27 protein-coding genes are annotated in these 19489 nt (G+C 67.0%); 16 read left to right on the top strand and 11 right to left on the bottom strand.

The annotated features are described in order from the left end of the window. Together hisD and ACH107_RS11655 are read right to left on the bottom strand one after the other, a co-directional pair. Window positions 1-1277 (bottom strand): histidinol dehydrogenase (gene hisD / locus ACH107_RS11660; RefSeq protein ID WP_412506015.1); only part of this gene is annotated, 1277 nt, incomplete at its 3' end. Window positions 1278-1456: 179 nt separating this feature from the next. Further along, on the bottom strand, window positions 1457-1894 hold the full coding sequence (locus ACH107_RS11655; protein WP_412506014.1) for a low molecular weight protein-tyrosine-phosphatase: 438 nt from the start codon (window positions 1892-1894) through the stop codon (window positions 1457-1459). A gap of 42 nt (window positions 1895-1936) precedes the next feature. On the opposite strand from ACH107_RS11655, the gene ACH107_RS11650 reads away from it, so the two are divergent. After that, window positions 1937-2629 carry an NAD-dependent deacylase gene (locus ACH107_RS11650; protein WP_412506013.1) on the top strand — a complete coding sequence of 231 codons (693 nt, stop codon included), beginning with the start codon at window positions 1937-1939 and terminating at the stop codon, window positions 2627-2629. Between the two features lie 12 nt (window positions 2630-2641). On the opposite strand, the gene ACH107_RS11645 is transcribed toward ACH107_RS11650, so the two are convergent. Genes ACH107_RS11645 through rpmB form a run of 3 tightly spaced genes read right to left on the bottom strand, consistent with a single transcriptional unit; the run spans window position 2642 to window position 3926 of the window. Next, entirely contained in the window at window positions 2642-3127 is a 486-nt protein-coding gene (locus tag ACH107_RS11645) for a copper chaperone PCu(A)C (protein WP_412506012.1), read from the bottom strand. A 44-nt stretch (window positions 3128-3171) separates the two neighbouring features. Then, window positions 3172-3612, bottom strand: a complete 441-nt coding sequence (locus tag ACH107_RS11640) for a hypothetical protein (protein ID WP_412506011.1) — start codon at window positions 3610-3612, stop codon at window positions 3172-3174. Between the two features lie 23 nt (window positions 3613-3635). After that, window positions 3636-3926, bottom strand: coding sequence for a 50S ribosomal protein L28 (rpmB, locus tag ACH107_RS11635; protein ID WP_412506010.1), 291 nt, complete (start codon window positions 3924-3926; stop codon window positions 3636-3638). 206 nt (window positions 3927-4132) lie between these two features. Between rpmB and ACH107_RS11630 the strand changes: the two genes are divergently transcribed. Then, entirely contained in the window at window positions 4133-4540 is a 408-nt protein-coding gene (locus ACH107_RS11630; protein WP_412506009.1) for a cupin domain-containing protein, read from the top strand. Between the two features lie 37 nt (window positions 4541-4577). On the opposite strand, the gene ACH107_RS11625 is transcribed toward ACH107_RS11630, so the two are convergent. Beyond that, entirely contained in the window at window positions 4578-5552 is a 975-nt protein-coding gene (locus tag ACH107_RS11625; RefSeq protein ID WP_412506008.1) for a glutathione S-transferase family protein, read from the bottom strand. Window positions 5553-5800: 248 nt separating this feature from the next. On the opposite strand from ACH107_RS11625, the gene ACH107_RS11620 reads away from it, so the two are divergent. The 9 genes from ACH107_RS11620 (at window position 5801) to ACH107_RS11580 (ending at window position 13575) form a co-directional block, all read left to right on the top strand. Then, complete coding sequence (locus ACH107_RS11620; protein ID WP_412506007.1) at window positions 5801-6088, top strand: DUF6732 family protein; 288 nt, start codon at window positions 5801-5803, stop codon at window positions 6086-6088. A 4-nt stretch (window positions 6089-6092) separates the two neighbouring features. Further along, window positions 6093-7319 (top strand): sirohydrochlorin chelatase, encoded by a 1227-nt coding sequence (locus ACH107_RS11615; RefSeq protein WP_412506006.1) that lies wholly within the window; start codon window positions 6093-6095, stop codon window positions 7317-7319. 72 nt (window positions 7320-7391) lie between these two features. After that, a complete protein-coding gene (locus tag ACH107_RS11610) occupies window positions 7392-8030 on the top strand; it encodes a precorrin-8X methylmutase (protein WP_412506005.1) in 639 nt (212 codons plus the stop codon). Window positions 8031-8066: 36 nt separating this feature from the next. Then, entirely contained in the window at window positions 8067-9281 is a 1215-nt protein-coding gene (gene cbiE, locus ACH107_RS11605; protein WP_412506004.1) for a precorrin-6y C5,15-methyltransferase (decarboxylating) subunit CbiE, read from the top strand. 56 nt (window positions 9282-9337) lie between these two features. Next, entirely contained in the window at window positions 9338-10039 is a 702-nt protein-coding gene (gene cobI, locus ACH107_RS11600) for a precorrin-2 C(20)-methyltransferase (protein WP_412506017.1), read from the top strand. Next, window positions 10030-11838, top strand: a complete 1809-nt coding sequence (cobJ, locus tag ACH107_RS11595) for a precorrin-3B C(17)-methyltransferase (protein WP_412506003.1) — start codon at window positions 10030-10032, stop codon at window positions 11836-11838. Before cobI ends, cobJ begins: the two co-directional genes overlap by 10 nt. Then, complete coding sequence (locus ACH107_RS11590; protein WP_412506002.1) at window positions 11835-12365, top strand: DUF6882 domain-containing protein; 531 nt, start codon at window positions 11835-11837, stop codon at window positions 12363-12365. Before cobJ ends, ACH107_RS11590 begins: the two co-directional genes overlap by 4 nt. After that, on the top strand, window positions 12362-13135 hold the full coding sequence (cobM, locus tag ACH107_RS11585) for a precorrin-4 C(11)-methyltransferase (protein ID WP_412506001.1): 774 nt from the start codon (window positions 12362-12364) through the stop codon (window positions 13133-13135). The genes ACH107_RS11590 and cobM overlap by 4 nt, the downstream gene beginning before the upstream one ends. Window positions 13136-13221: 86 nt before the next feature. Continuing rightward, window positions 13222-13575: a hypothetical protein gene (locus tag ACH107_RS11580; RefSeq protein WP_412506000.1), complete on the top strand. Its 354-nt coding sequence runs from the start codon at window positions 13222-13224 to the stop codon at window positions 13573-13575. A 9-nt stretch (window positions 13576-13584) separates the two neighbouring features. Here ACH107_RS11580 and ACH107_RS11575 read toward each other — a convergent pair whose 3' ends face one another. Together ACH107_RS11575 and ACH107_RS11570 are read right to left on the bottom strand one after the other, a co-directional pair. Next, the gene (locus ACH107_RS11575; protein ID WP_412505999.1) at window positions 13585-14115 is read right to left on the bottom strand and encodes a DUF3833 domain-containing protein; all 531 of its coding nucleotides are present in this window, start codon (window positions 14113-14115) and stop codon (window positions 13585-13587) included. 63 nt (window positions 14116-14178) lie between these two features. Continuing rightward, window positions 14179-15354: a MalY/PatB family protein gene (locus tag ACH107_RS11570; protein WP_412505998.1), complete on the bottom strand. Its 1176-nt coding sequence runs from the start codon at window positions 15352-15354 to the stop codon at window positions 14179-14181. 95 nt (window positions 15355-15449) lie between these two features. Between ACH107_RS11570 and def (ACH107_RS11565) the strand changes: the two genes are divergently transcribed. The 5 genes from def (ACH107_RS11565) to ACH107_RS11545 are packed head-to-tail and all read left to right on the top strand — an operon-like array spanning window position 15450 to window position 17901. After that, window positions 15450-15968, top strand: a complete 519-nt coding sequence (gene def / locus ACH107_RS11565; protein WP_412505997.1) for a peptide deformylase — start codon at window positions 15450-15452, stop codon at window positions 15966-15968. Beyond that, entirely contained in the window at window positions 15965-16471 is a 507-nt protein-coding gene (gene def, locus ACH107_RS11560) for a peptide deformylase (protein ID WP_412505996.1), read from the top strand. Before def (ACH107_RS11565) ends, def (ACH107_RS11560) begins: the two co-directional genes overlap by 4 nt. Before the next feature lie 12 nt (window positions 16472-16483). After that, window positions 16484-17389, top strand: coding sequence for a methionyl-tRNA formyltransferase (gene fmt / locus ACH107_RS11555; protein WP_412505995.1), 906 nt, complete (start codon window positions 16484-16486; stop codon window positions 17387-17389). Between the two features lie 10 nt (window positions 17390-17399). Continuing rightward, window positions 17400-17642 (top strand): hypothetical protein, encoded by a 243-nt coding sequence (locus tag ACH107_RS11550; RefSeq protein WP_412505994.1) that lies wholly within the window; start codon window positions 17400-17402, stop codon window positions 17640-17642. Between the two features lie 4 nt (window positions 17643-17646). Continuing rightward, complete coding sequence (locus ACH107_RS11545; RefSeq protein ID WP_412505993.1) at window positions 17647-17901, top strand: GlsB/YeaQ/YmgE family stress response membrane protein; 255 nt, start codon at window positions 17647-17649, stop codon at window positions 17899-17901. A 10-nt stretch (window positions 17902-17911) separates the two neighbouring features. Here ACH107_RS11545 and rnhA read toward each other — a convergent pair whose 3' ends face one another. The 3 genes from rnhA to ACH107_RS11530 are packed head-to-tail and all read right to left on the bottom strand — an operon-like array spanning window position 17912 to window position 19411. After that, complete coding sequence (rnhA, locus tag ACH107_RS11540) at window positions 17912-18379, bottom strand: ribonuclease HI (RefSeq protein ID WP_412505992.1); 468 nt, start codon at window positions 18377-18379, stop codon at window positions 17912-17914. Next, window positions 18372-18965 carry a class I SAM-dependent methyltransferase gene (locus ACH107_RS11535; RefSeq protein ID WP_412505991.1) on the bottom strand — a complete coding sequence of 198 codons (594 nt, stop codon included), beginning with the start codon at window positions 18963-18965 and terminating at the stop codon, window positions 18372-18374. The genes rnhA and ACH107_RS11535 overlap by 8 nt, the downstream gene beginning before the upstream one ends. Then, window positions 18962-19411 (bottom strand): DUF3429 domain-containing protein, encoded by a 450-nt coding sequence (locus ACH107_RS11530; protein WP_412505990.1) that lies wholly within the window; start codon window positions 19409-19411, stop codon window positions 18962-18964. The genes ACH107_RS11535 and ACH107_RS11530 overlap by 4 nt, the downstream gene beginning before the upstream one ends. Window positions 19412-19489: the final 78 nt, after the last annotated feature.

Here is a 19489-nt window from a genome sequence, read left to right as displayed (position 1 = left end):
GGGGGCGTCATCCGGTCGATCCGGTGATCGGCGGCGCGCGCGTGCCCCTCCATGCGCTCGGCGCGGCTGAGCGCGGCGCTGACGCGGGCGAGGTCCGGCGTGCCGCGATCATCGACCTGCTGCCACGTGACCGTCTTGAGGAACTTGTGCACCGAAAGACCCCCGGTATAGCGCGCGGCGCCCGACGTGGGCAGGACGTGGTTCGGGCCTGCCGCCTTGTCGCCGAAGGACACGGTCGTGCCCGCGCCGAGGAAGAGGGAGCCGTAGACGCGCAGCCGGTCCCGCCACCACGACAGGTCACGGGCCTGCACGTGAAGATGTTCGGCGGCCTTGTCATCGGCAAAGGCCGCCATGTCCTCGCGCGTGTCACAGATCACGACTTCGGCCAAGTCGCGCCACGCGGTCGCGGCGGAGTCGCGGTTGGTGTCGGGCAGGGCCGCGATCAGGTCCGGGACCCGGGCCATGACCCGGCGTGCAAGCGGTTCATGCGCGGTGGCCAGCCATACCGGCGAGGTCGCGCCGTGCTCGGCCTGGCTGACGAGGTCGATGGCCACCGTCTCGGCATCTGCGCTGTCATCGGCCAGTATCAGGCTGTCGGTCGGACCTGCGAACATGTCGATGCCGATGGGGCCGAAGAGCTGTCGCTTGGCCTCGGCCACGTAGGCATTGCCGGGGCCGACGAGGATGTCCGCCGCCGGGGCCCCGAACATGCCGAAGGCCATGGCCGCCACACCCTGCACCCCGCCGATCGTCAGGATGCGCGTCGCGCCCGCGAGATCCATCGCGAAGAGCAGGGCAGGCGGAATACCTGCTGTGCCGTTCGGTGGAGAGCAGGCGGAGATGTCGGGCACGCCGGCCTCGCGCGCGGTGGCGATGGACATCAGCGCCGAGGCGATATGGGTATAGCGCCCGCCGGGGACGTAGCAGCCCGCGGCGCGCAGCGGGATCTGCTTTTGCCCGGCGGTCAGGCCGGGGCGCAGTTCGATCTCCATGTCCTGCGCGGTGGCGCGTTGCGCGGCGGCGAAGCGCGAGATGTTGTCATGGGCCCAGCGGATATCGTCCTTCAGGGATTGGGGGACCGTTTCGACGGCACGGTCGATGTGATCGCGGCTGATCGCGATGTCGCCGTCCCACCCGTCAAGCTGTTTCGCGTAGTCGCGCGCCACCTCTGCCCCGCCTGACCTGAGACGCGCGAGCATGATCTGAACGGTATCGGCGATGTTGGCGCTGGCCTGCGGCGAGTGTCCGGGCGCACTCTTGAGGTGGGTAACTGGCATGACGGCGTTTCTCCTTCACCGCGAAGGATGCGCGGGCAGCCGAAGCGGGGCAAGCCGTTTGGCCGGAACGCCCCGCTGATTTTGCAGGCGCCGAAAGGGTGTTTCGGGTTTCCGAAAGAAACGCGGCGAGCGGCACGTGGCGCAACGTGGCGGGCCTGCCGGGCAGGACACGGGCCGCGTCAGAGCGTGGCGGCGAGCCCCCTCACGGCGTCCTCGATCAGGTCGAGCACGCCGTCGAAATCGCGTGTGTAGTACGGATCGGGCACGTCGTCCGTTTGCCGGTGGGGCGCGAAATGCGTCAGCAGGCGGACCGGTGTGGTATTACCTTGCGGGCGCATCGCCTCGATATCGCGGCGGTTGCCGACATCCATCGCAACGATCAGGTCGAACCTGTCGAAGTCCTGCACGGTGATCTGCCGCCCGCGCAGGTCCGAGATGTCGTGGCCCCGTGCGCGGGTGGCCTGCTGCATGGGGCCGAATGGCGGGTCGCCCACGTGCCAGTCGCCCGTCCCGGCGCTGTCCGTCGTCACCATTGGCGCGAGGTTGCGAAACACCCCTTCGGCGGCGGGGGATCGGCAGATGTTTCCCAGGCAAACGAAAAGGATTCGGGTGGTCATGCGCGCCTCCTTGCGCCACCATTGGTAGAACAGGAGGGCCGGATGGAAAAGATCGTCGTTCTGACCGGGGCGGGTATTTCCGCCGAAAGCGGGCTGGGCACATTCCGCGACGCGGACGGGCTGTGGGCGCAACACGCGATCGAGGACGTGGCGACGCCGGAAGGCTTCGCCCGCGACCCGGCGCTCGTTCACGCGTTCTACAACGCGCGGCGCGCGCAGGCGGCACAAGCGCGCCCCAACGCCGCGCACGAGGCGCTTGCGCGGCTGGAAAAGGCGTGGCACGGCGAGGTTCTGATCGTCACGCAGAACGTCGACGCCCTGCACGAACGTGCGGGCAGCCGCAATGTGGTACACATGCACGGCACGCTGGCGGGCGCGCTGTGCCACGAATGCGGGCACCGCTGGCCGGCCCCCGACGAGATGCATCCGACCGACGAATGCCCGGCCTGCCGCCGCCGCGCGACCCGGCCGGACGTCGTGTGGTTCGGCGAGGTTCCCTACGGCATGGAGGAAACAGACCGGGCGCTTGGCGAGGCGGACCTTTTCGTGTCGGTCGGCACGTCGGGGCAGGTCTACCCGGCGGCGGCCTATGCGCAGCATGCCCGCCGGCTGGGAGCCGGGACGCTGGACCTCAACCTGGAGCCGGGGGCCAACGCACCTGATTTCGACGACTCCCGCCATGGCCCCGCAACCCGGATCGTGCCGGCATGGGTTGCGGAACTGCTGGAGACATAGCCGGTTCGGGGCTCAGTCGGTCATGCCATGGCCGTGGGCGTTGCCGTGCCCCTCGCGCGGTTGACGTTCGAGGTCGACCGGCACCTCTGTCTCGATCTCGCCGGCATTCTCGAATGTCAGGGTCAGCGGTATCATGTCGCCCTGTTCGAACGGCGCGGTGAGGCCCATGAACATCACGTGATCACCGCCGCGCCGCATCTTGAGCGTGCCGCCCGCGGGCAGGGGGAACCCCTCGGGAACATGGCGCATCTTCATGATCCCTTGCGACCCCTTCTCATGGGTGTGCAGCTCGACGCGTTTCGCGGCTTGGGACGCCGCGCCTGTCAGGCGCTCGTCGGTGTCCGAGCGGTTTTCGATCACGAGGAACGCAGCGCCGCTCTTGGCTGCCGGCGAGGCGCTGCGCGCGTAAGAATCTGTGATGACGATGTCCTGCGCGACGGCGGGCAGGGCGAAAGCGGTGGCGGCAAACGCCGCGGTGAGGGTTGTTTTCAACGACATGGGTAATCTTTCCCGGATGGTGAATTCTGTGGGTGACTGGTGTCTCAGGCGTGAATTCGACCGCCGGGCGGGGGCGCACGGGCCCGGAATGCTGCCAAGGATCGCGCGGACGCGGCCGGTTCGGGTGCGACGTGAACGACCCCGGCCGCGCGCGCGACGAAGCTCGCACCCTCCGTGACCTGCGCCGGCAGGTCGAACAAAGAAAGCGCGCAATCAGGGCATATGTACACGGCGCCCGTCGGTCGGCCCTCGCTGTCGACGAGCACGGTGACCGGGCCGTTGCCGGTGCACAGGGTCATCTGGCCAATGGGCGCGGGGCTGCCGCGCGCGGCCGTCATGGCCTGTCCCGACATGATCAGGACGAGAATGACGAGAAAGCCGATATGGACCCGGGCACGGTGCATGATGCGGATATACGCACGCTGTGGCGACGATGGAAAGCGACAAAACGAAACAGCCCCGCCGGGGACCGGCAGGGCCATCATCAAGCTGTTCGGTGTCCGCGGGTTCAGGCGTTGGCGGCCTGCGCCTTGGCGATCTCGTTTTTCACCTTCAGCGCGTTTGCCGAAAGGTCGTCATCCTTGGCCTTGGCGAGGAAGGCGTCGAGCCCGCCGCGGTGATCGACGGTCCGCAGCGCGGAGGACGTGATTCGCAGCTTGATGCCGCGGCCCAGCGTTTCCGATTGCAGGGTGACGTCGTTGAGGTTGGGCAGGTAGCGACGCTTGGTCTTGTTGTTGGCGTGGCTGGAATTGTATCCAGACAGCGGTTTCTTTCCGGTCAGTTCGCAGACGCGCGACATGGGTTTGATCCTCGTCTTGATGCGGAGCGGACGGCGCCCCTGACAACACAAACGGGCACCGCCGCCGGCGGCGCCCTGAATTTCATTGCGCGTCATTACGGTCAAAGCGGCGGGGCGTCAAGGGATTCCGCGCGCCTGTTGCGGCGGGCGTTGACCCGTGGCCGCGGTGGCGGCAGTGTCGCATTCGGCAGCAGGGAGGCAACACGATGGAAATATTCGAAGCGGGCCGGCGGGAGAACCGCCTTGCACCTCCGGAGTGGTTCAGCGGGCGGGTCTGGCAGGAGCCCGTGGTCGAGGCGCCGACGCCCGCGCGGGTTCGCGCGTTGCGCGTGACGTTCGAGCCCGGGGCGCGGACTGCGTGGCACACGCATCCGCTGGGCCAGACGCTCCATATCCTGTCCGGCGTCGGGCTGGTCGGCCTTCGCGGCGAGGCGCCCCGGCTGATACGCCCCGGCGACACGGTTTGGATACCGCCCGAGCAGGAACATTGGCACGGTGCCGCGCCCGACGTGATGATGTGCCATCTGGCCATCCAGGAAGCATCGGAGGATGGTCACGTTGCCGACTGGCTGGACCACGTGACCGAGGCCGAGTACGGGCGCCAGCCGGCGTGACGCCGCGCCGTTTCGCGCGAAACGGCTGGCGCGCGGGTCAGCCCCGACCGTGCGGCGCGTCGAAATCCGGCCGCGGGTTGATGGGGATGATGCGGTGCGGATTTATGGTGTCGTGGCTGAAGTGGTAATGGCGCACGATATGGTCGAAATCGACCGTGTCGGCCACGCCGGGCCATTGGTACAGGTCGCGCACGTAGCCCCACAGGTTCGGATAATCGACGATCCGCGCCCGATTGCACTTGAAGTGCGTGTGGTAGACGAGGTCGAACCGGATCAGCGTGGTGAACAGGCGCCAGTCGGCTTCGGTGATGCGGTCGCCCATCAGGTAGCGCTGTTGGCCGAGCCGGTCCTCCAGCCAGTCGAGACTGTCGAAGAGCGGGTGCACGGCATCATCGTAGGCGTCCTGCGTCGTGGCGAAGCCGGCCTTGTAGACCCCGTTGTTCACGGCCGTGTAGATGCGCGCGTTCACCTGCTCGATCTCGTCGTGAAGGTCCAGTGGCCAGAAGTCGGCCGTGTTGCCCGTGATCCCGTCAAAGGCTGAATTGAACATGCGGATGATCTCGGCCGATTCGTTCGATACGATGGTCTGACGCTTGCTGTCCCAGAGGATCGGGACAGTGACCCGGCCCGATATCCCGGGGTCGGCCCGGGTGTACAGGTCGCGGGCGAAAGGCAGCCCGTAAAGCCTGTCACCTGTCGCGCCGGGGTAATCGGTGCGAAACTCCCACCCCTCGGACAGCATGTCGGGATGCACGACCGAGACGCCGATATGCCCGTCCAGATCCTTGAGCGCGCGAAAGATCAGGGTTCGGTGCGCCCATGGACAAGCAAGTGACACATACAGGTGATAGCGGCCGGATTCGGCGGCGAAGCCGCTGTCACCGGACGGCCCCGCGTCACCGCCGGGGGTGATCCAGTTGCGGAATTTCGAGTTGTCGCGCACGAATTTGCCGCCGGTCGACGCGGTGTCGTACCATTTGTCGTGCCACTCGCCGTCTATCAGCAGTCCCATGGTTCAACCTCCTTTTTTTATACATAGCAACTGGCGGTGCGGGGGTAATGGCATTGCCCGCGCAGACGGCGTGCGGGCCCGCACAGGTCGCATTTCACCGTGCGGGCGGCGTTTCTTTGTTTGCACTGAAGTGGATCGGTGGGTATACGGCGTGGTGACGATGCCCGGAGGCGGGCCGGAAAGGTGACAGGGAACCGCCGACCCATGCCGGGGGCGATGCTCTGGATCGTCGGGACACTCGGGAGTAGGTGTCGATTTCCCTTTTCGGCGGCGCTTGGGCCGACACGCTGAACAGGGAGCATTCCTCGATGAAACAGGCTGTCTTGCCGATCGCCTTGACCACCGCCGGTGCCGCGCAGGCGCATCCCGGCCATCTTGCGGAAGCGGCCGGGCACGGCCACTGGCTGGGCGCGGCGGCGATCGGCGCCGCGATCGCGATCGGGCTGTGGGCCGCGGCCAAGGGCCGCAAGGATGCCGACGCGTCGGAGGCGGACGCCGATGACGGGGCCGCCGAGGAAGAGCCGCAGGAGGTATGAGACCATGACGAAGACCGGAGTGATGATCTGCGGGCACGGGTCGCGCAGCCAGTCGGCAGTGGATGAATTCGCGGTGCTTGCCCAGAAGTTGCCCGCCCACGTGCCGGACGACTGGGAGGTGGAGTACGGCTATCTCGAATTCGCCAACCCGGTTCTGCGCGACGGTCTGGACAAGCTGCGGGAGAAGGGGTGCGACCGGATCCTCGCGGTACCGGGAATGCTGTTTGCCGCGATGCATTCCAAGAACGACATTCCGACCGTTCTCAATACCTATGCCGCGAAACACGGGATCGACGTGCGCTACGGCCGCGAACTGGGCGTGGACCCCAAGATGATCGCCGCCGCGGGCGCACGGGTCCGCGAGGCCGTTGACCGCGTCAATGCCGAGCATGGCGACGTCGATCTGCACGATACCTGCCTCGTGGTCATCGGGCGGGGCGCATCCGACCCCGACGCGAATGGCAACGTGTCCAAGATCGCCCGACTGTTGCAGGAGGGCATGGGCTTCGGCTGGTGCGAGGTAGGATATTCCGGCGTCACCTTCCCGCTGGTGGAGCCTTGCCTGCAGCACGTGGCACGGCTGGGCTACAAGCGCGTTGTCGTCTTTCCGTATTTCCTGTTCTCGGGAATCCTGATCGACAGGATATACGGTTTCACCGATCGCGTGGCGGCGGAACATCCCGAAATCGAGTTCGTCAAGGCGGGGTATCTGGGCGATCATCCGAAGGTTCTGGAAACCTTTGCCGAACGCGTGACCGAGCAAGCCGGCGCCAACCCGCCACCGAACTGCGCGACCTGCCAGTACCGTACACAGGTGCTTGCCATCGAAGGGGAGGGCGCGCGCGAGATAACGCCAGACCAGCGGCGCGCGTTGGCGGCCGCGCGGGCAGACGGGCACCCGGCATTCAGCGATGTCCCGCCCCCCACCTGCGTGATGTGCAAGTACCGCACCCAGGTTCTGGGATTCGAAGCCGAGGTGGGCGCCATCCAGGAAAGCCATCACCACCACGTGGAGGGGCAGGGCGCCAGCGCGCCGGGATCGAATGTCGAGGATTGCGACCTGTGCGATACCTTCTGCACCGGGCTGTGCCGGCTGGAAGCGGCAGATCACCATCACCATCATCACCATCACCATCATGATCACGACGGTCACGATCACCACCACCACCCGGAATACCCGCACGCCGATCATCCGCTAGGGCCCGAAAGCGCGCGCAAGACACGGGCCTGACGGCCGGGACAAGTCAGCCGCGATAAGCCAGTGCCGGTACAAGCCCCGGCGTCGTCACAGCAAAGGCAGCCAGTGCGCCCATACGAGAAAAACCCCTCGGCGATTTATGCCGAAAGTTTTGCCACGGTGCGCCGGGAGGCCCGGCTTGACCGGTTCTCGCCGGATATGGCGGCTGTCGCGATCCGGCTGATCCATGCCTGCGGGATGGTCGAGGTGGCCGACCGGCTTGCGTTTTCCGAACGGGCCTGCGTGGCGGGGCGGGCAGCGTTGGCGTCGGGCGCGCCCGTCATATGCGATTGCGAAATGGTGGGCGCGGGTGTCATCCGCCGCTACCTACCCGCGCGGAACAACGTGATCGTCACGCTGAACGATGAGCGGGTGCCCGGCATCGCGGCGGATATCGGCAATACCCGCTCCGCGGCGGCGGCGGAGCTTTGGGCCGAGCACTTGGCGGGCGCGGTCGTGGCCATCGGGAACGCGCCGACGGCGTTGTTTCACCTGCTGGAGCTGATCGATGCCGGTGCGCCGCAACCGGCGGTGATCCTCGGGTTTCCCGTGGGGTTCGTCGGGGCCGCGGAGAGCAAGGCGGAGCTGGCCGCCCGCCCGCGCGGCTGTGACTTCATCGCCTTGCGCGGGCGGCGCGGCGGCTCCGCGATCGCCTCGGCGGCTGTCAACGCCCTCGCGGCGGGCATTCCGGAGGCAACGGCATGAGGCCAGACATGGTGCATGAACATACCGGGGGCGCCGATGGCTGAGCCCTGGCTGCACATCGTCGGCATCGGGGAGGACGGCATGGACGGGCTTGCCCCGGCCACGCGCGCCGTGGTCGAAGCCGCGGAGGTGATCATCGGCGGTGACCGTCATCACCGCTTGTCGGACACGGTCACGGCCGAACGCGTGTCGTGGCCGTCGCCCTTCGACGCGCTGATCGACACGCTGACCACGTTGAAGGGGCGCCGGGTGGTCGTGCTCGCGACGGGCGACCCGCTGTGGTATTCCGTCGGGGCGCGGATCGGCCGCGCGATCGACCCGGCGGGCATCGTCTATCACCCGCATGTCTCGGCCTTCCAATTGGCCGCAGCGCGCATGGGCTGGAGCCTTGCCGACCTCGACACGCTGACGGTGCATGGCCGCCACGTGGCACAGATGATCGGCTTCATCCAGCCCGGCGCGCGACTGCTGATCCTGACGACCGGGGCGGAGACGCCGGCGCAGATCGCGCGTTTCCTGACCGACCGGGGATACGGCGGATCCGACATGACCGTTCTGGCCGCGATGGGTGGGCCGGACGAGGCGTGGTTCGAGGGCCGGGCCGATTGCTGGGACCATGACGTGCCGGCCTTCAACACGCTTGCCGTGGAATGCCGTGCCGCCCCCGACGCGGCGCTGGCGCCGCGGGTGCCGGGCCTTGCCGATGACCTTTTCGAGCATGACGGCACCATGACCAAGCGGGAAGTGCGTGCCGCCACGCTTGCCAAGCTGATGCCGATGCGCCGGGCGCTGTTGTGGGACATCGGAACGGGCTGCGGATCGGTGGCCGTGGAGTGGATGCGCAGCGCGCGCGATGCCCGCGCGATCGGCATCGAGCCGCGCGCCGACCGTCGCGCCATGGCCGCGGCGAATGCTGTGGCGCTAGGTGCACCCGGGCTGGAACTGATCGAGGGGCGGGTGCCCGAGGCGCTGTCGGGCCTTGAACGGCCCGACGCGGTGTTCATCGGCGGCGGGTTGTCCGAAGAGGTTTTCGCCATCGCGTGGGCGGCGCTGCGCCCGCTGGGGCGGCTGGTGTGCAATGCCGTGACGCTGGAAAGCGAGGCGCTGCTCATTGATCTGCGGGCGCGCCATGGCGGCCAGTTGGCCAAGTTGCAGGTCACCCGGGCCGAGCCGGTCGGACCGCGAACCGGCTGGCGGCCGTTCATGCCCGTGACGCAATGGAGCCTCGTGAAGAGAGGATCGAAGGCATGAGCCCGGGACCACGGCCCGAGACGGGTATTTTTGCCGAGAAGAAGCCGGGGGGCGTGATGGCCGGCAAGCTTTATGGCGTCGGGCTCGGGCCGGGTGACCCGGACCTCATGACGTTGCGCGCGCACCGCCTCATCTGCGCGGCCGAGGTCGTGGCCTACCCGGCACTGGCCGGGGCGCGGAGCTTTGCCCGCGAAATCTCGGCGGCGGTGATCCCTTCACAAGCGCGTGAGATCGTGATGGACGTGCCGATGACCACGGCGCGGGAACCCGCGCAGGATGCCTATGACAGGGGCGCGGCCGAGATTGCCGGGGCGCTGGAGGCCGGGCAGGACGTGGTGTGCCTGTGCGAGGGGGACCCGTTCTTCTACGGGTCCTTCATGTATCTTTTCGCGCGTTTGTCGGGCCGTTTCGACATCGAGGTGGTGCCCGGGGTGACATCGGTCACCACCTGCGCAGCGCGCGCCGGGATGCCTTTGGCCGCCCGGAACGAGCGCCTGACCGTCCTGCCGGGCCCCCTTCCCGAGACCGAGCTGCGCACGCGGATCGCCGGCGCGGAAAGCGTGGCGATCATGAAGGTGGGTCGGCACCTGTCCAAGATAAGAAGCGTGATCCGTGAGCTGGGCCATATCGACAGCGCGGTTTACGTGGAGCGGGCGAGCCTGCCTGACGAGGTTGTCTGCCCGCTGGCCGAGGCGCCGGAACAGGCGCCCTATTTCTCGATGATCCTGCTGACGAAGGGGGCTGATCCATGGCTGTGACACCGGTTGTTCTGGCATTGAGCGGGTCGGGCGAGGTGGTGGCGCACCGTGTGGCCGGGCTGATCGGTGCGCCCGTGCATGGCCGCGAGGGGCGCGTGGCAAGGGCCGACGCCTTTTTCGGGGATGCGCTGGCGCATGTGCGTGATCTGTTCGCCGCGGGCGTGCCGGTGGTCGGTGTCTGTGCCAGCGGCATCCTGATCCGTGGCGTGGCCCCGGTCCTTGCCGACAAGCGGCGCGAGCCGCCGGTGGTATCGGTTTCCGACGACGGGTCGGTCGTCGTGCCGCTTCTGGGCGGTCATCGCGGGGCGAACCGGTTGGCTGCCGAGATTGCCGGGGGGCTGGACGCGCAGGCTGCGGTCACGACGGCGGGTGACGTGGCCATGGGTGTCGCCCTCGATGCGCCGCCTGACGGGTACAGGCTGGCCAACCCGGAAAACGCCAAGTCGGCGATGGCGGCGTTGCTGTCGGGGGCGGGCAGCCGCGTGACCGGTGACAACATATTCGGGATCGCGGAGACGGGCGGGGCGGTCGAACTGGTCGTTTCGGAAGCACCCGAGGCCGGCGGGGAGACACGGCTTGTCTATCATCCGCAGCGCCACGTGATCGGGCTGGGATGCGCGCGCGGTGCCGACCCCGAGGAGCTGTGGAACCTCGTCCGCGCGACGCTTGACGAGGCGGGGATCGCGCCCGGGGCCGTGGCCTGCGCGGCGTCGATCGACCTCAAGGCCGACGAGCCGGCGATGAACATTGTGGCGCGTCGGCTGGGGGTGCCGTTGCGACTGTTCACGGCGGCAGAGCTAGAGGCACAGGCGGACGGCCTTGCGAACCCGTCGGACGTGGTTTTCGCCGAGGTCGGCTGTCACGGCGTTGCCGAGGGGGCTGCCCTGGCAAGCGGCGGCGAGCTGGTTGTCGAGAAGCGCAAGACGGCCAACGCGACATGCGCGGTGAGCCGTGCGGCGGCGCCCATCGTGGACATGCCGGGCCGTGCGCGCGGCCGCCTGTCGATCGTGGGGATCGGCCCCGGGCAGGCGAGCTGGCGGACACCCGAGGTTTCGAAACTGGTCGCCGGGGCCGAGGAGCTGGTGGGCTACGGGCTGTACATCGATCTTCTCGGGCCGCTGGCGGCAGGAAAGAAACGCGCGGATTTCCCCCTTGGCGGCGAGGAAGCGCGCTGTCGCTATGCGCTGGAGCGCGCGGCGGAGGGACGTGACGTGGCGCTTGTCTGTTCGGGCGATGCCGGGATTTACGCGATGGGGGCGCTTGTCTTCGAATTGCTGGATCGCGGGCCGGATGCGCAAGGTGTCAGCGATGCCGCGCGGCGGGTCGAGGTCGTTTGCTCGCCCGGGGTGTCGGCCCTGCAGGGTGCGGCGGCGCGGGCAGGGGCGCCGCTGGGGCACGATTTCTGCACGATCAGCCTGAGCGATCTGTTGACCCCCCGCGCCGACATCGTGCGCCGGCTGCACGCGGCGGCGGAAGGCGACTTCGTGATCGCCTTCTACAACCCGGTGTCCCGGCAGCGGCGCACCCTGTTGGCCGAGGCGCGCGATATCCTGTTGCAGCACCGCCCGTCGGATACGCCCGTCATGCTGGCGTCTTCGCTGGGCCGGCCGGAGGAGCAGGTGCGCTATCGTCGCCTCGACGAACTGGCGGTCGACGAGGTGGACATGCTGACCGTCGTGCTGGTCGGGTCGAGCAATTCGCGGCTGGCCCGGCTGGGCGAGGGGCCGCGCATGTTCACGCCGCGGGGATACGCCCGCAAGATCGACGGCGACCTTGCGACGGGGGACATGACGGGATGAACGAGATACTGCTGGACTTTGCCGGCCGCATGGCCGATGCCGGCGCGACGCAACTGCCCGAGACCTACAGGCAGCTGGCGGTGAACGCCCGGTTCCACCTCAAGACGCGCATGGCCGGGTCCGGGCTTGGCCAGCGTCTTGGCGAGGTCGCGGATTTCCGCCTGAACCTCAGGAAACGGCGGCTCGTGCTGATGTTCGAGGACGCGCCCGAGGTCGCCGCCGATGCGCAGGTCGTCGGCACGTGGTCGGATGACGGCAGCTGGATGTGGGGGTGGGGGCATCCGGACGTGCCACAGCCCATGCAGCAGGCGGCGTGGGCCGTGCAGCAATTCGGCGAACGACAGGAAATAGAGGAACTGCTGAGCCGGGGTGGGCCGGCGAGCGCGGCCACCGTGGAGGAATACAAGGCAATTTGCGCCTATATCTCGAATGCGGATGGCGTGTTTACCGGCGCGCATGGCGGCGGCGGGCAGGTTTGCGTGTGCTACTATCTTGAGGATCAGTTGAAAGGACTTCTGGGCGAATGACGGTTTATTTCATCGGCGCGGGTCCGGGAGACCCGGAACTTCTGACGAAGAAGGCCGAACGCGTGATCGGTGCGTGCCCGGTATGCCTTTATGCCGGGTCGCTGGTCCCGCAGGAGGTGGTGGCCTGTGCCCCCGAGGGTGCGATCGTGAAGGATACCGCGCCCATGACGCTGGACGACACCCATGCCGAGATTCGCGCGGCGGATGAGCGCGGGCAGGACGTGGCGCGGGTGCATTCCGGCGACCCGTCCCTTTACGGCGCGATCGCCGAGCAGGTCAGGCGTCTGCGCGCGGACGGTATCGACTACGAGATCATCCCGGGCGTTCCCGCCTATGCCGCGGCCGCGGCGGCGCTCGGGCAGGAACTGACCGTGCCGGAGATTGCGCAGTCGGTCGTGCTGACGCGGGTATCCATGAAGTCCACCTCGATGCCGCCGCGCGAGACGCTGGAAAATTTCGCCCGCAGCGGTACGACCCTCGCGATCCACCTGGGGGTGCGGAACCTGCGGGAAATCCAGCGCGTGCTGACCCCGCATTACGGCGCCGATTGTCCGGTCGTTGTCGCCTATCGCGTGGGCTGGCCCGACCAGATGTTCATCCGTGGCACACTGGAGGATATCCAGGGCAAGGTCCGGGCCGAGAAGATCACGCGCACGGCACTGATTCTCGTCGGGCCCGTTCTGGGGGAGATCAGCGATTTCACTGATAGCGCGCTGTACGATCCGGCGATCCCGCATGTGCTGCGTCCGAAAGCAACAGCGGCGCGTTGATTTCCGACAGGCACGCGTTTTTCACGTGACGGTTACAAAAGGTTGCGACAGCTTGGCACCATGATCCAATGCGGAGCGTTCCGGTCATGCCAACCTATCTTCCTTCTGATGTGCAGGCGGGGCTGGATGCCGCGCGCAGCCGTCCTGCGCGGCGTGGCCACCGCCTGAGGGTGCGGTCGGGCGAAACGATCATCCCCGTCCTCAGGGTTTGGGATGGCGGGTTTTCCCTGCCCCTGAATGACGCGCCGTCACGTTTGCGGGGCCTCGTGGACATGTATGACGGTACGCGGCACCTTTCACGATGCCTGGTTATCGCCTCATCCGCACAGGGTGACGAGCTGAATTTCGAGGTCAAGCAGACGACGGAGGCCGGGGCGGCGCCGCCGGCGGATTTCGTAAGGGACCCGGGCGGACCGGCAGCGCTGATCGCGCGCGATTGACCCGCAGTGTCAGCCCTGCTTTTCGAACATGATGATGACCGACCCGATGGTGACGCCGGCCTTGCGCATGTAGGCGCGGTTCAGCACGCGGTCATCGCTCAACTGCCACATCCAGTCATCGAAGCTGACGCGCAGCGTCCCGTCGGGCACCGGAAGGTCGATGGTGTATTGCCAGTTGAAGCTGTCGCCCTTTTCAACGCCTTCCGCGGTGCCGATGACGCCCGGGGCGCTGCCGCGCCACGTTTCCGGGCCGGTCTGGTGCAGCGTCCAGTCGCGTGTTTCCGTCGTCCCGTCGGCATAGGTGAACGCCTCGGCCAAGGTCAGGGTCTCACCATCCCATGTGCCGTCGATCTTGACCTCGAAACGACGGCGCACCTTGCCGAAGCGATCTTGGAACTGTCCGTGTGCGACGGTGCGACCGTCAAAGAACTCCTGCAATTCGAAATCCCGCGTGCTGAGCACCGGGTCGTCAAGGGATGGCCGGCCGGCACATCCTGCCAGCAGGGCCACGCTTGCAAGCACGAGTATGGTCTTTGTCATGCGGGCTCCGACGCCGTGTAGTACTGCTGGAGTTAACCCGATCGCCAGTGATGACAAGGTGCCTTACTGAAGGTCCGAGAACGCGTCCTGAAGGCGATTGACAGCTTCCTCGACCCGGGCGCGGGGCATCCCGAGGTTGAAACGCAGGCAGTTTTCGCCGCCGGTGCCGAAATCCGCCCCCGTGCTCGGGACGAGCCTTGCCTCCTGACGCACGCGGCGCTGCACCTCGGCCATGTCCATACCCGTATTCTCGAAATCCACCCAGGCGAGATAGGTGGATTGCATCGGCATCGCGCGCAGGCCGGGGATGGCCGCCATGCCATCGAGAAACAGACGGCTGTTTTCGGCGATATAGGCAACGAGGTCGTCCACCCACGCCGCGCCGCGCGGGGAATAGGCGGCCTCGGTCAGGACGACGCCAAGAAGGTTCGGGCTGACATTGAGCGACGTGAGTGTTCGGGCAAAGCGCTCGCGCAGCGCCGTGTCGGGCACGGTGACACAGCCAAGCCGCGCGCCCGCGACGTTGAAGGTCTTGGAGGCCGAGGTGAGCATGACAAGGCGATCCCGGCAGTCAGGCGCAGCAACAGGCATCGGGACATGCGTTTCGCCCGGATGCACCAGATCCGCGTGTATTTCATCGGACATGAGGATCAGGTCGTGCCGATTGCAGAACGCCGCCAGCGATTGAAGTTCGGCAGGTGTCCATACGCGGCCGGCCGGGTTGTGCGGCGAACAGAACAGGACAACGCGTTCACGGCCCGACAGCGCGCCCTCCAACGCGTCGAGATCCATGTGGTACACGCCGTCCTTGATCCCGAGCGGGCTTTCCTTGACCACGCGGCCGGCATTGCGGATCTTCGCGGCGAATTCGTGGTAGACCGGCGTGAAGATGATGACCTCGTCGCCGGGATCGGTGAACGCCTGCAGGCACAGGGCGATGCCGTTGCCCAGCCCGTATGTCGAGTGCATGGCATCGGGGTCGGGCGACCAGCCGTGACGCTGCTGCATCCACCACGCGACGGCGTCTTTCATGCGGCTCTCGCCCGTGAAATAGCCGTAATTCGCTTTATCGATCAGGGCCTGCACGGACTCTTGCAGGAAATCCGGTGCGCGGAAATCCATATCGGCCACCCACATCGCAATGGCGTCGGGCGCCGGGGGGCCACCGTTGGCCACGGCCATCGCGTCCCACTTGACCGAACCCGTGCCGCGGCGATCGATGATCTCGTCGAAATTCATTGCGTGCTCCCGTAGTGTCACGGGGCACGCTAGCCGAATGAGCCCTGTGCGCAAGGGCGTTGCGGAACGCGAATCGATCGCCTAAATGATGTTGCATGAAACGGCCCATTCTCATTCACCCCGATCCGCGCCTGAAAAAGGTCTGCGCGCCCGTAAGCGACCTCAGCGACGAATTGCGGGGGCTGGCCGATGACATGCTGGAAACGATGTACGACGCGCCGGGGATCGGGCTGGCCGCGCCACAGGTGGGCGTGCTGGATCGGCTGATCGTTCTGGACTGCGCTGACGAGGAAAAGGAAAGCGCGCATCCCGTGGTGATGTTCAACCCCGAGGTTGTCGCCGCGTCCGATGAGACGAATGTCTACGAGGAGGGCTGCCTGTCCATTCCCGAGCAATATGCCGAGGTCAAGCGGCCCGAGGCGGTGGACGTCCGCTGGATCGACCGGGACGGCAACGAACGGCAGGAAACATTCGACGGCCTGTGGGCGACCTGCGTCCAGCACGAGATCGACCACCTGAACGGCAAGCTGTTCATTGATTACCTCGGGTCGATGAAGCGCCAGATGATCACGCGCAAGATGCAGAAACTCAAGCGCGAGAAGGCCCGCGCGTGACGGCGCTGCCCTGTCTGCGATGGCCGGACAGGCGGCTGCGCACGCCAGCGGCGCCTGTTCCGGAGGTGACGGCCGGGATCCGCGCGCACTGGGACGACATGATCGACACGATGGAGGCGATGCCGGGCGTCGGGCTGGCGGGTCCGCAGATCGGGGTCATGCTGGCCCTTGCCGTGGTTGATGCCAGCAGCGAACGCGGGCAGGCGGTCCGGATGGCGAACCCGGCAATCCTTCATGCGAGCACACGGTCGCGCGATCACGAAGAGGCAAGCCCCAACCTGCCGGGTGTGTCGGCCAAGGTGACACGGCCGCGTGCCGTGACGGTGCAGTTCCTGAACGCGGACGGCATGGTTGAAGAGCGTGATTTCGTGGATCTGTGGGCGACCAGCGTCCAGCACCAGATCGACCATTTGTCGGGCCGCATGTATTTCGACAGGCTGAGCAAGATGAAGCGGGACATGCTGTTGCGCAAGGCCCGGAAAATCGCGGGCCAGACCGGCTGAGGGAGAAGTGCGATGCGACTCGTGTTCATGGGAACGCCCGATTTCTCCGTCCCGGTTCTGGAGGCATTGATTGATGCGGGGCACGAGATCGCGGCAGTCTATTGCCAGCCGCCGCGCCCTGCCGGCCGCGGCAAGAAGGATCGGCCGAGCCCGGTACAGGCGCGGGCAGAGCAGTCGGGCCTTGAGGTACGGCATCCCCGAAGCCTGAAGGGTGCCGACGAGCAGGCGCGTTTCGCCGCGCTGGATGCCGACGTGGCTGTCGTCGTGGCTTACGGTCTGATCCTGCCGAAGCCGGTGCTGGATGCGCCGGCGCGGGGCTGCCTGAACATTCATGCCAGCCTTCTGCCGCGGTGGCGCGGCGCGGCGCCCATCCAGCGCGCGATCATGGCCGGTGATGCGGAAACGGGCGTTTGCATCATGCAGATGGAGGCGGGGCTGGATACCGGCCCCGTTCTTCTGCGAGAGGCGACGCGCATCGGCACCGAGGAAACGGCGGGTGAGCTGCATGACCGGCTGTCGCGGATGGGGGCGGCGCTGATCGTGCAGGCGCTTGCCCGGCTGGACAGCCTGACACCCACGGAGCAACCCGGGCAAGGCGTCACCCACGCCGCGAAGATCGACAAGGCCGAAAGCCGGGTGGACTGGACGCGCGCGGCATCGCGGGTCGATGCGCATGTCCGGGGGCTGTCGCCTTTCCCCGGCGCGTGGATCGAATACGACGGGCAACGTATCAAGTTGCTGAAAACGCGGCTGGCGCAGGGCGCCGGGGTTCCGGGCGAGGTGCTTGACGACAAGCTGACCGTGGCCTGCGGCGCCGGCGCGGTGCAGGTGCTGCGCTTGCAGCGCGCGGGGCGGGGGCCGCAGGATGCGGATGAATTCCTGCGCGGCACGGCGTTGCCGCCGGGCACGATATTGTAGGAGCCGCCGGATGTTGCTTGCCCTTTTCGGTACCGTGGTGATCGCCGGGGTCGTCGGCTACCTGAGCGAGCGGATCGGCTTCACGGGCAACGGGTACCTGCCGTCGATCATCATCTGCGTCGGCGGCGCCTTCCTGTTCTATTTCATCCGCGTCATGTTCGGCATACGCTTTGGCGCGCCGGGGGTGGATGCGATCATATCCTCGGTGGGCGCGCTGATCATCGTGCCGACCCACTGGCGCGGGCGGAGGTGATATCATGGGCGTGATCTACCTTATCATCGTCGGGGCGGCGGCCGGGTTTCTGGCCACCCGCCTGATGCGGCTTGAAACCGACATCATCACGACGATCGCGATCGGTATCGCCGGGGCGCTGATCGGCGGGCTGGTGCTGCAGGTTCTTCTGACGGTGGCCGGGCTGCTGGCCGGGTTTGTCGGCGCTGTGCTGGGCGCGCTGCTGCTTATCTGGCTTTGGCAGACTTACGTGACCAAGAACAAGGACAAGAAGAGGTGAGGGACGCGCGTCAACTTCGGGTCGCTGCGGGCTTGTAGGGTGCCATCCCGGCGCGGGCAAGTTCGTCGGCACGTTCGTTCTCGGGGTGGCCGGCATGGCCCTTGACCCATTCCCATGTCACGTCGTGGCGCGCCTGCGCCGCGTCCAGCCGTTGCCAGAGTTCCGCATTCTTCACCGGCTTCTTGGCGGCCGTTTTCCAGCCGTTGCGTTTCCAGCCGTGGATCCAGCCCGTGACGCCATTCTTCACGTAGGCGCTGTCCGTCACGATCGTGATGCGGCTCGGCGTGGTGAGCGTTTCGAGCGCCGTGATGGCCGCAAGCAGCTCCATCCGGTTGTTGGTCGTCACGGCTTCACCGCCCGACAGCTCCCGCTCCTTGACGATCGCGTCGCCGTCCTTGGCCCGCAGCAGCACGCCCCAGCCGCCGGGACCCGGGTTGCCCGAACAGGCGCCGTCTGTATACGCGAAAACTTCAGCCATGAGCCGCCATCGTGATCCAGTCTTCCACTTGTCCCGCCATCCCCTTGTCACGCCCTGTCCGGCTTGAAAACGGCGAAAAGCCGGCGTCGTAGAGAAGAGCGTGAAGTTCTTCGGCGTCAACGTAGGTGTAAAGCCGGCCCAACCTGTCGCGTTTCTCGCCTTTGCCTGTCTTCATGCCGATATGGAAGAGCCCGCCGGATTTCAAAGTGGCCCGGAGCGCGGCAAGGTGCCGGGGCAGGTCGGTGCGCGGCGCGTGCAGGAGCGAGAAGTTGGCCCATATGCCGTCGTATTGGTCGTTGCCCGAGATGTCGTCGAAGGTGGCCAGCCGCGCGCTGACGCCGGGCTGCGCCGAGGCAAGTTCGACCATCTCGGGCACGGCGTCCGTCGCGTCGACCGTCAGCCCCGCCGTCACCATTCGCGCGGCGGCCCAGCCCGGGCCACAGCCCAGATCCAGAACATGTCCGCCCTGTCGCACCCCGCCGATGAAGGCGGCGAGTTGCGGATCGTCAGACTGGGTATCCATCATCGCCGCGTAATCCGCGGCGAACCCGCCGTAGACGCGCAGTGTTTCGCTGTCACGGGTCACACGGCCACCCCGATGCCGAGGCAGGCCAGAACCGCGGCGGTGATCGCCAGACGAAGCTGCATCCACCACTCCGGCGCGACGCCCATCTTCCAGAACAGCCAGTCAAGCCCGAGGATCCCGGCAAAGCCGATCATCAGGAAAATGCCGGCGCGGGTCTCGCCGCCGCCCGTGGTGAAAAAGACCCAGAGCGCGGGGACCACGGACAGGGCGTAGCCCAGTGGCGCCTGCCCGGCAGGCAGCCGGGTCGCGAAGCCCCAGAGAACGCCGGACATGAACGAAAGGATGACGGCCCCGTAGAAAAGACCGACATACGGCCCGGCAAAGCGCGGGCCGATGGTGCGGGCCGTCCAATCGGCCAATTCCGGGCGCAACACCGTGAGCGCCCCCCAGATGAATGGCAGGACGCCCGCGAGGCCGAGCAGGAGCGGAGCACGGGGTATCGTCATGCGCGGCACCATGGCGCGTGGAGATGGCGGTGGCAAGTGCGGCCGGCCAATTGGCGCGCCCGGCCGCGCATATCCGCC

The sequence above is a fragment of the Roseovarius halophilus (ex Wu et al. 2025) genome (assembly GCF_047086965.1).
Note: the sequence above shows the minus strand (reverse complement) of the source record. Positions and strands in the feature narration are given on the sequence as shown.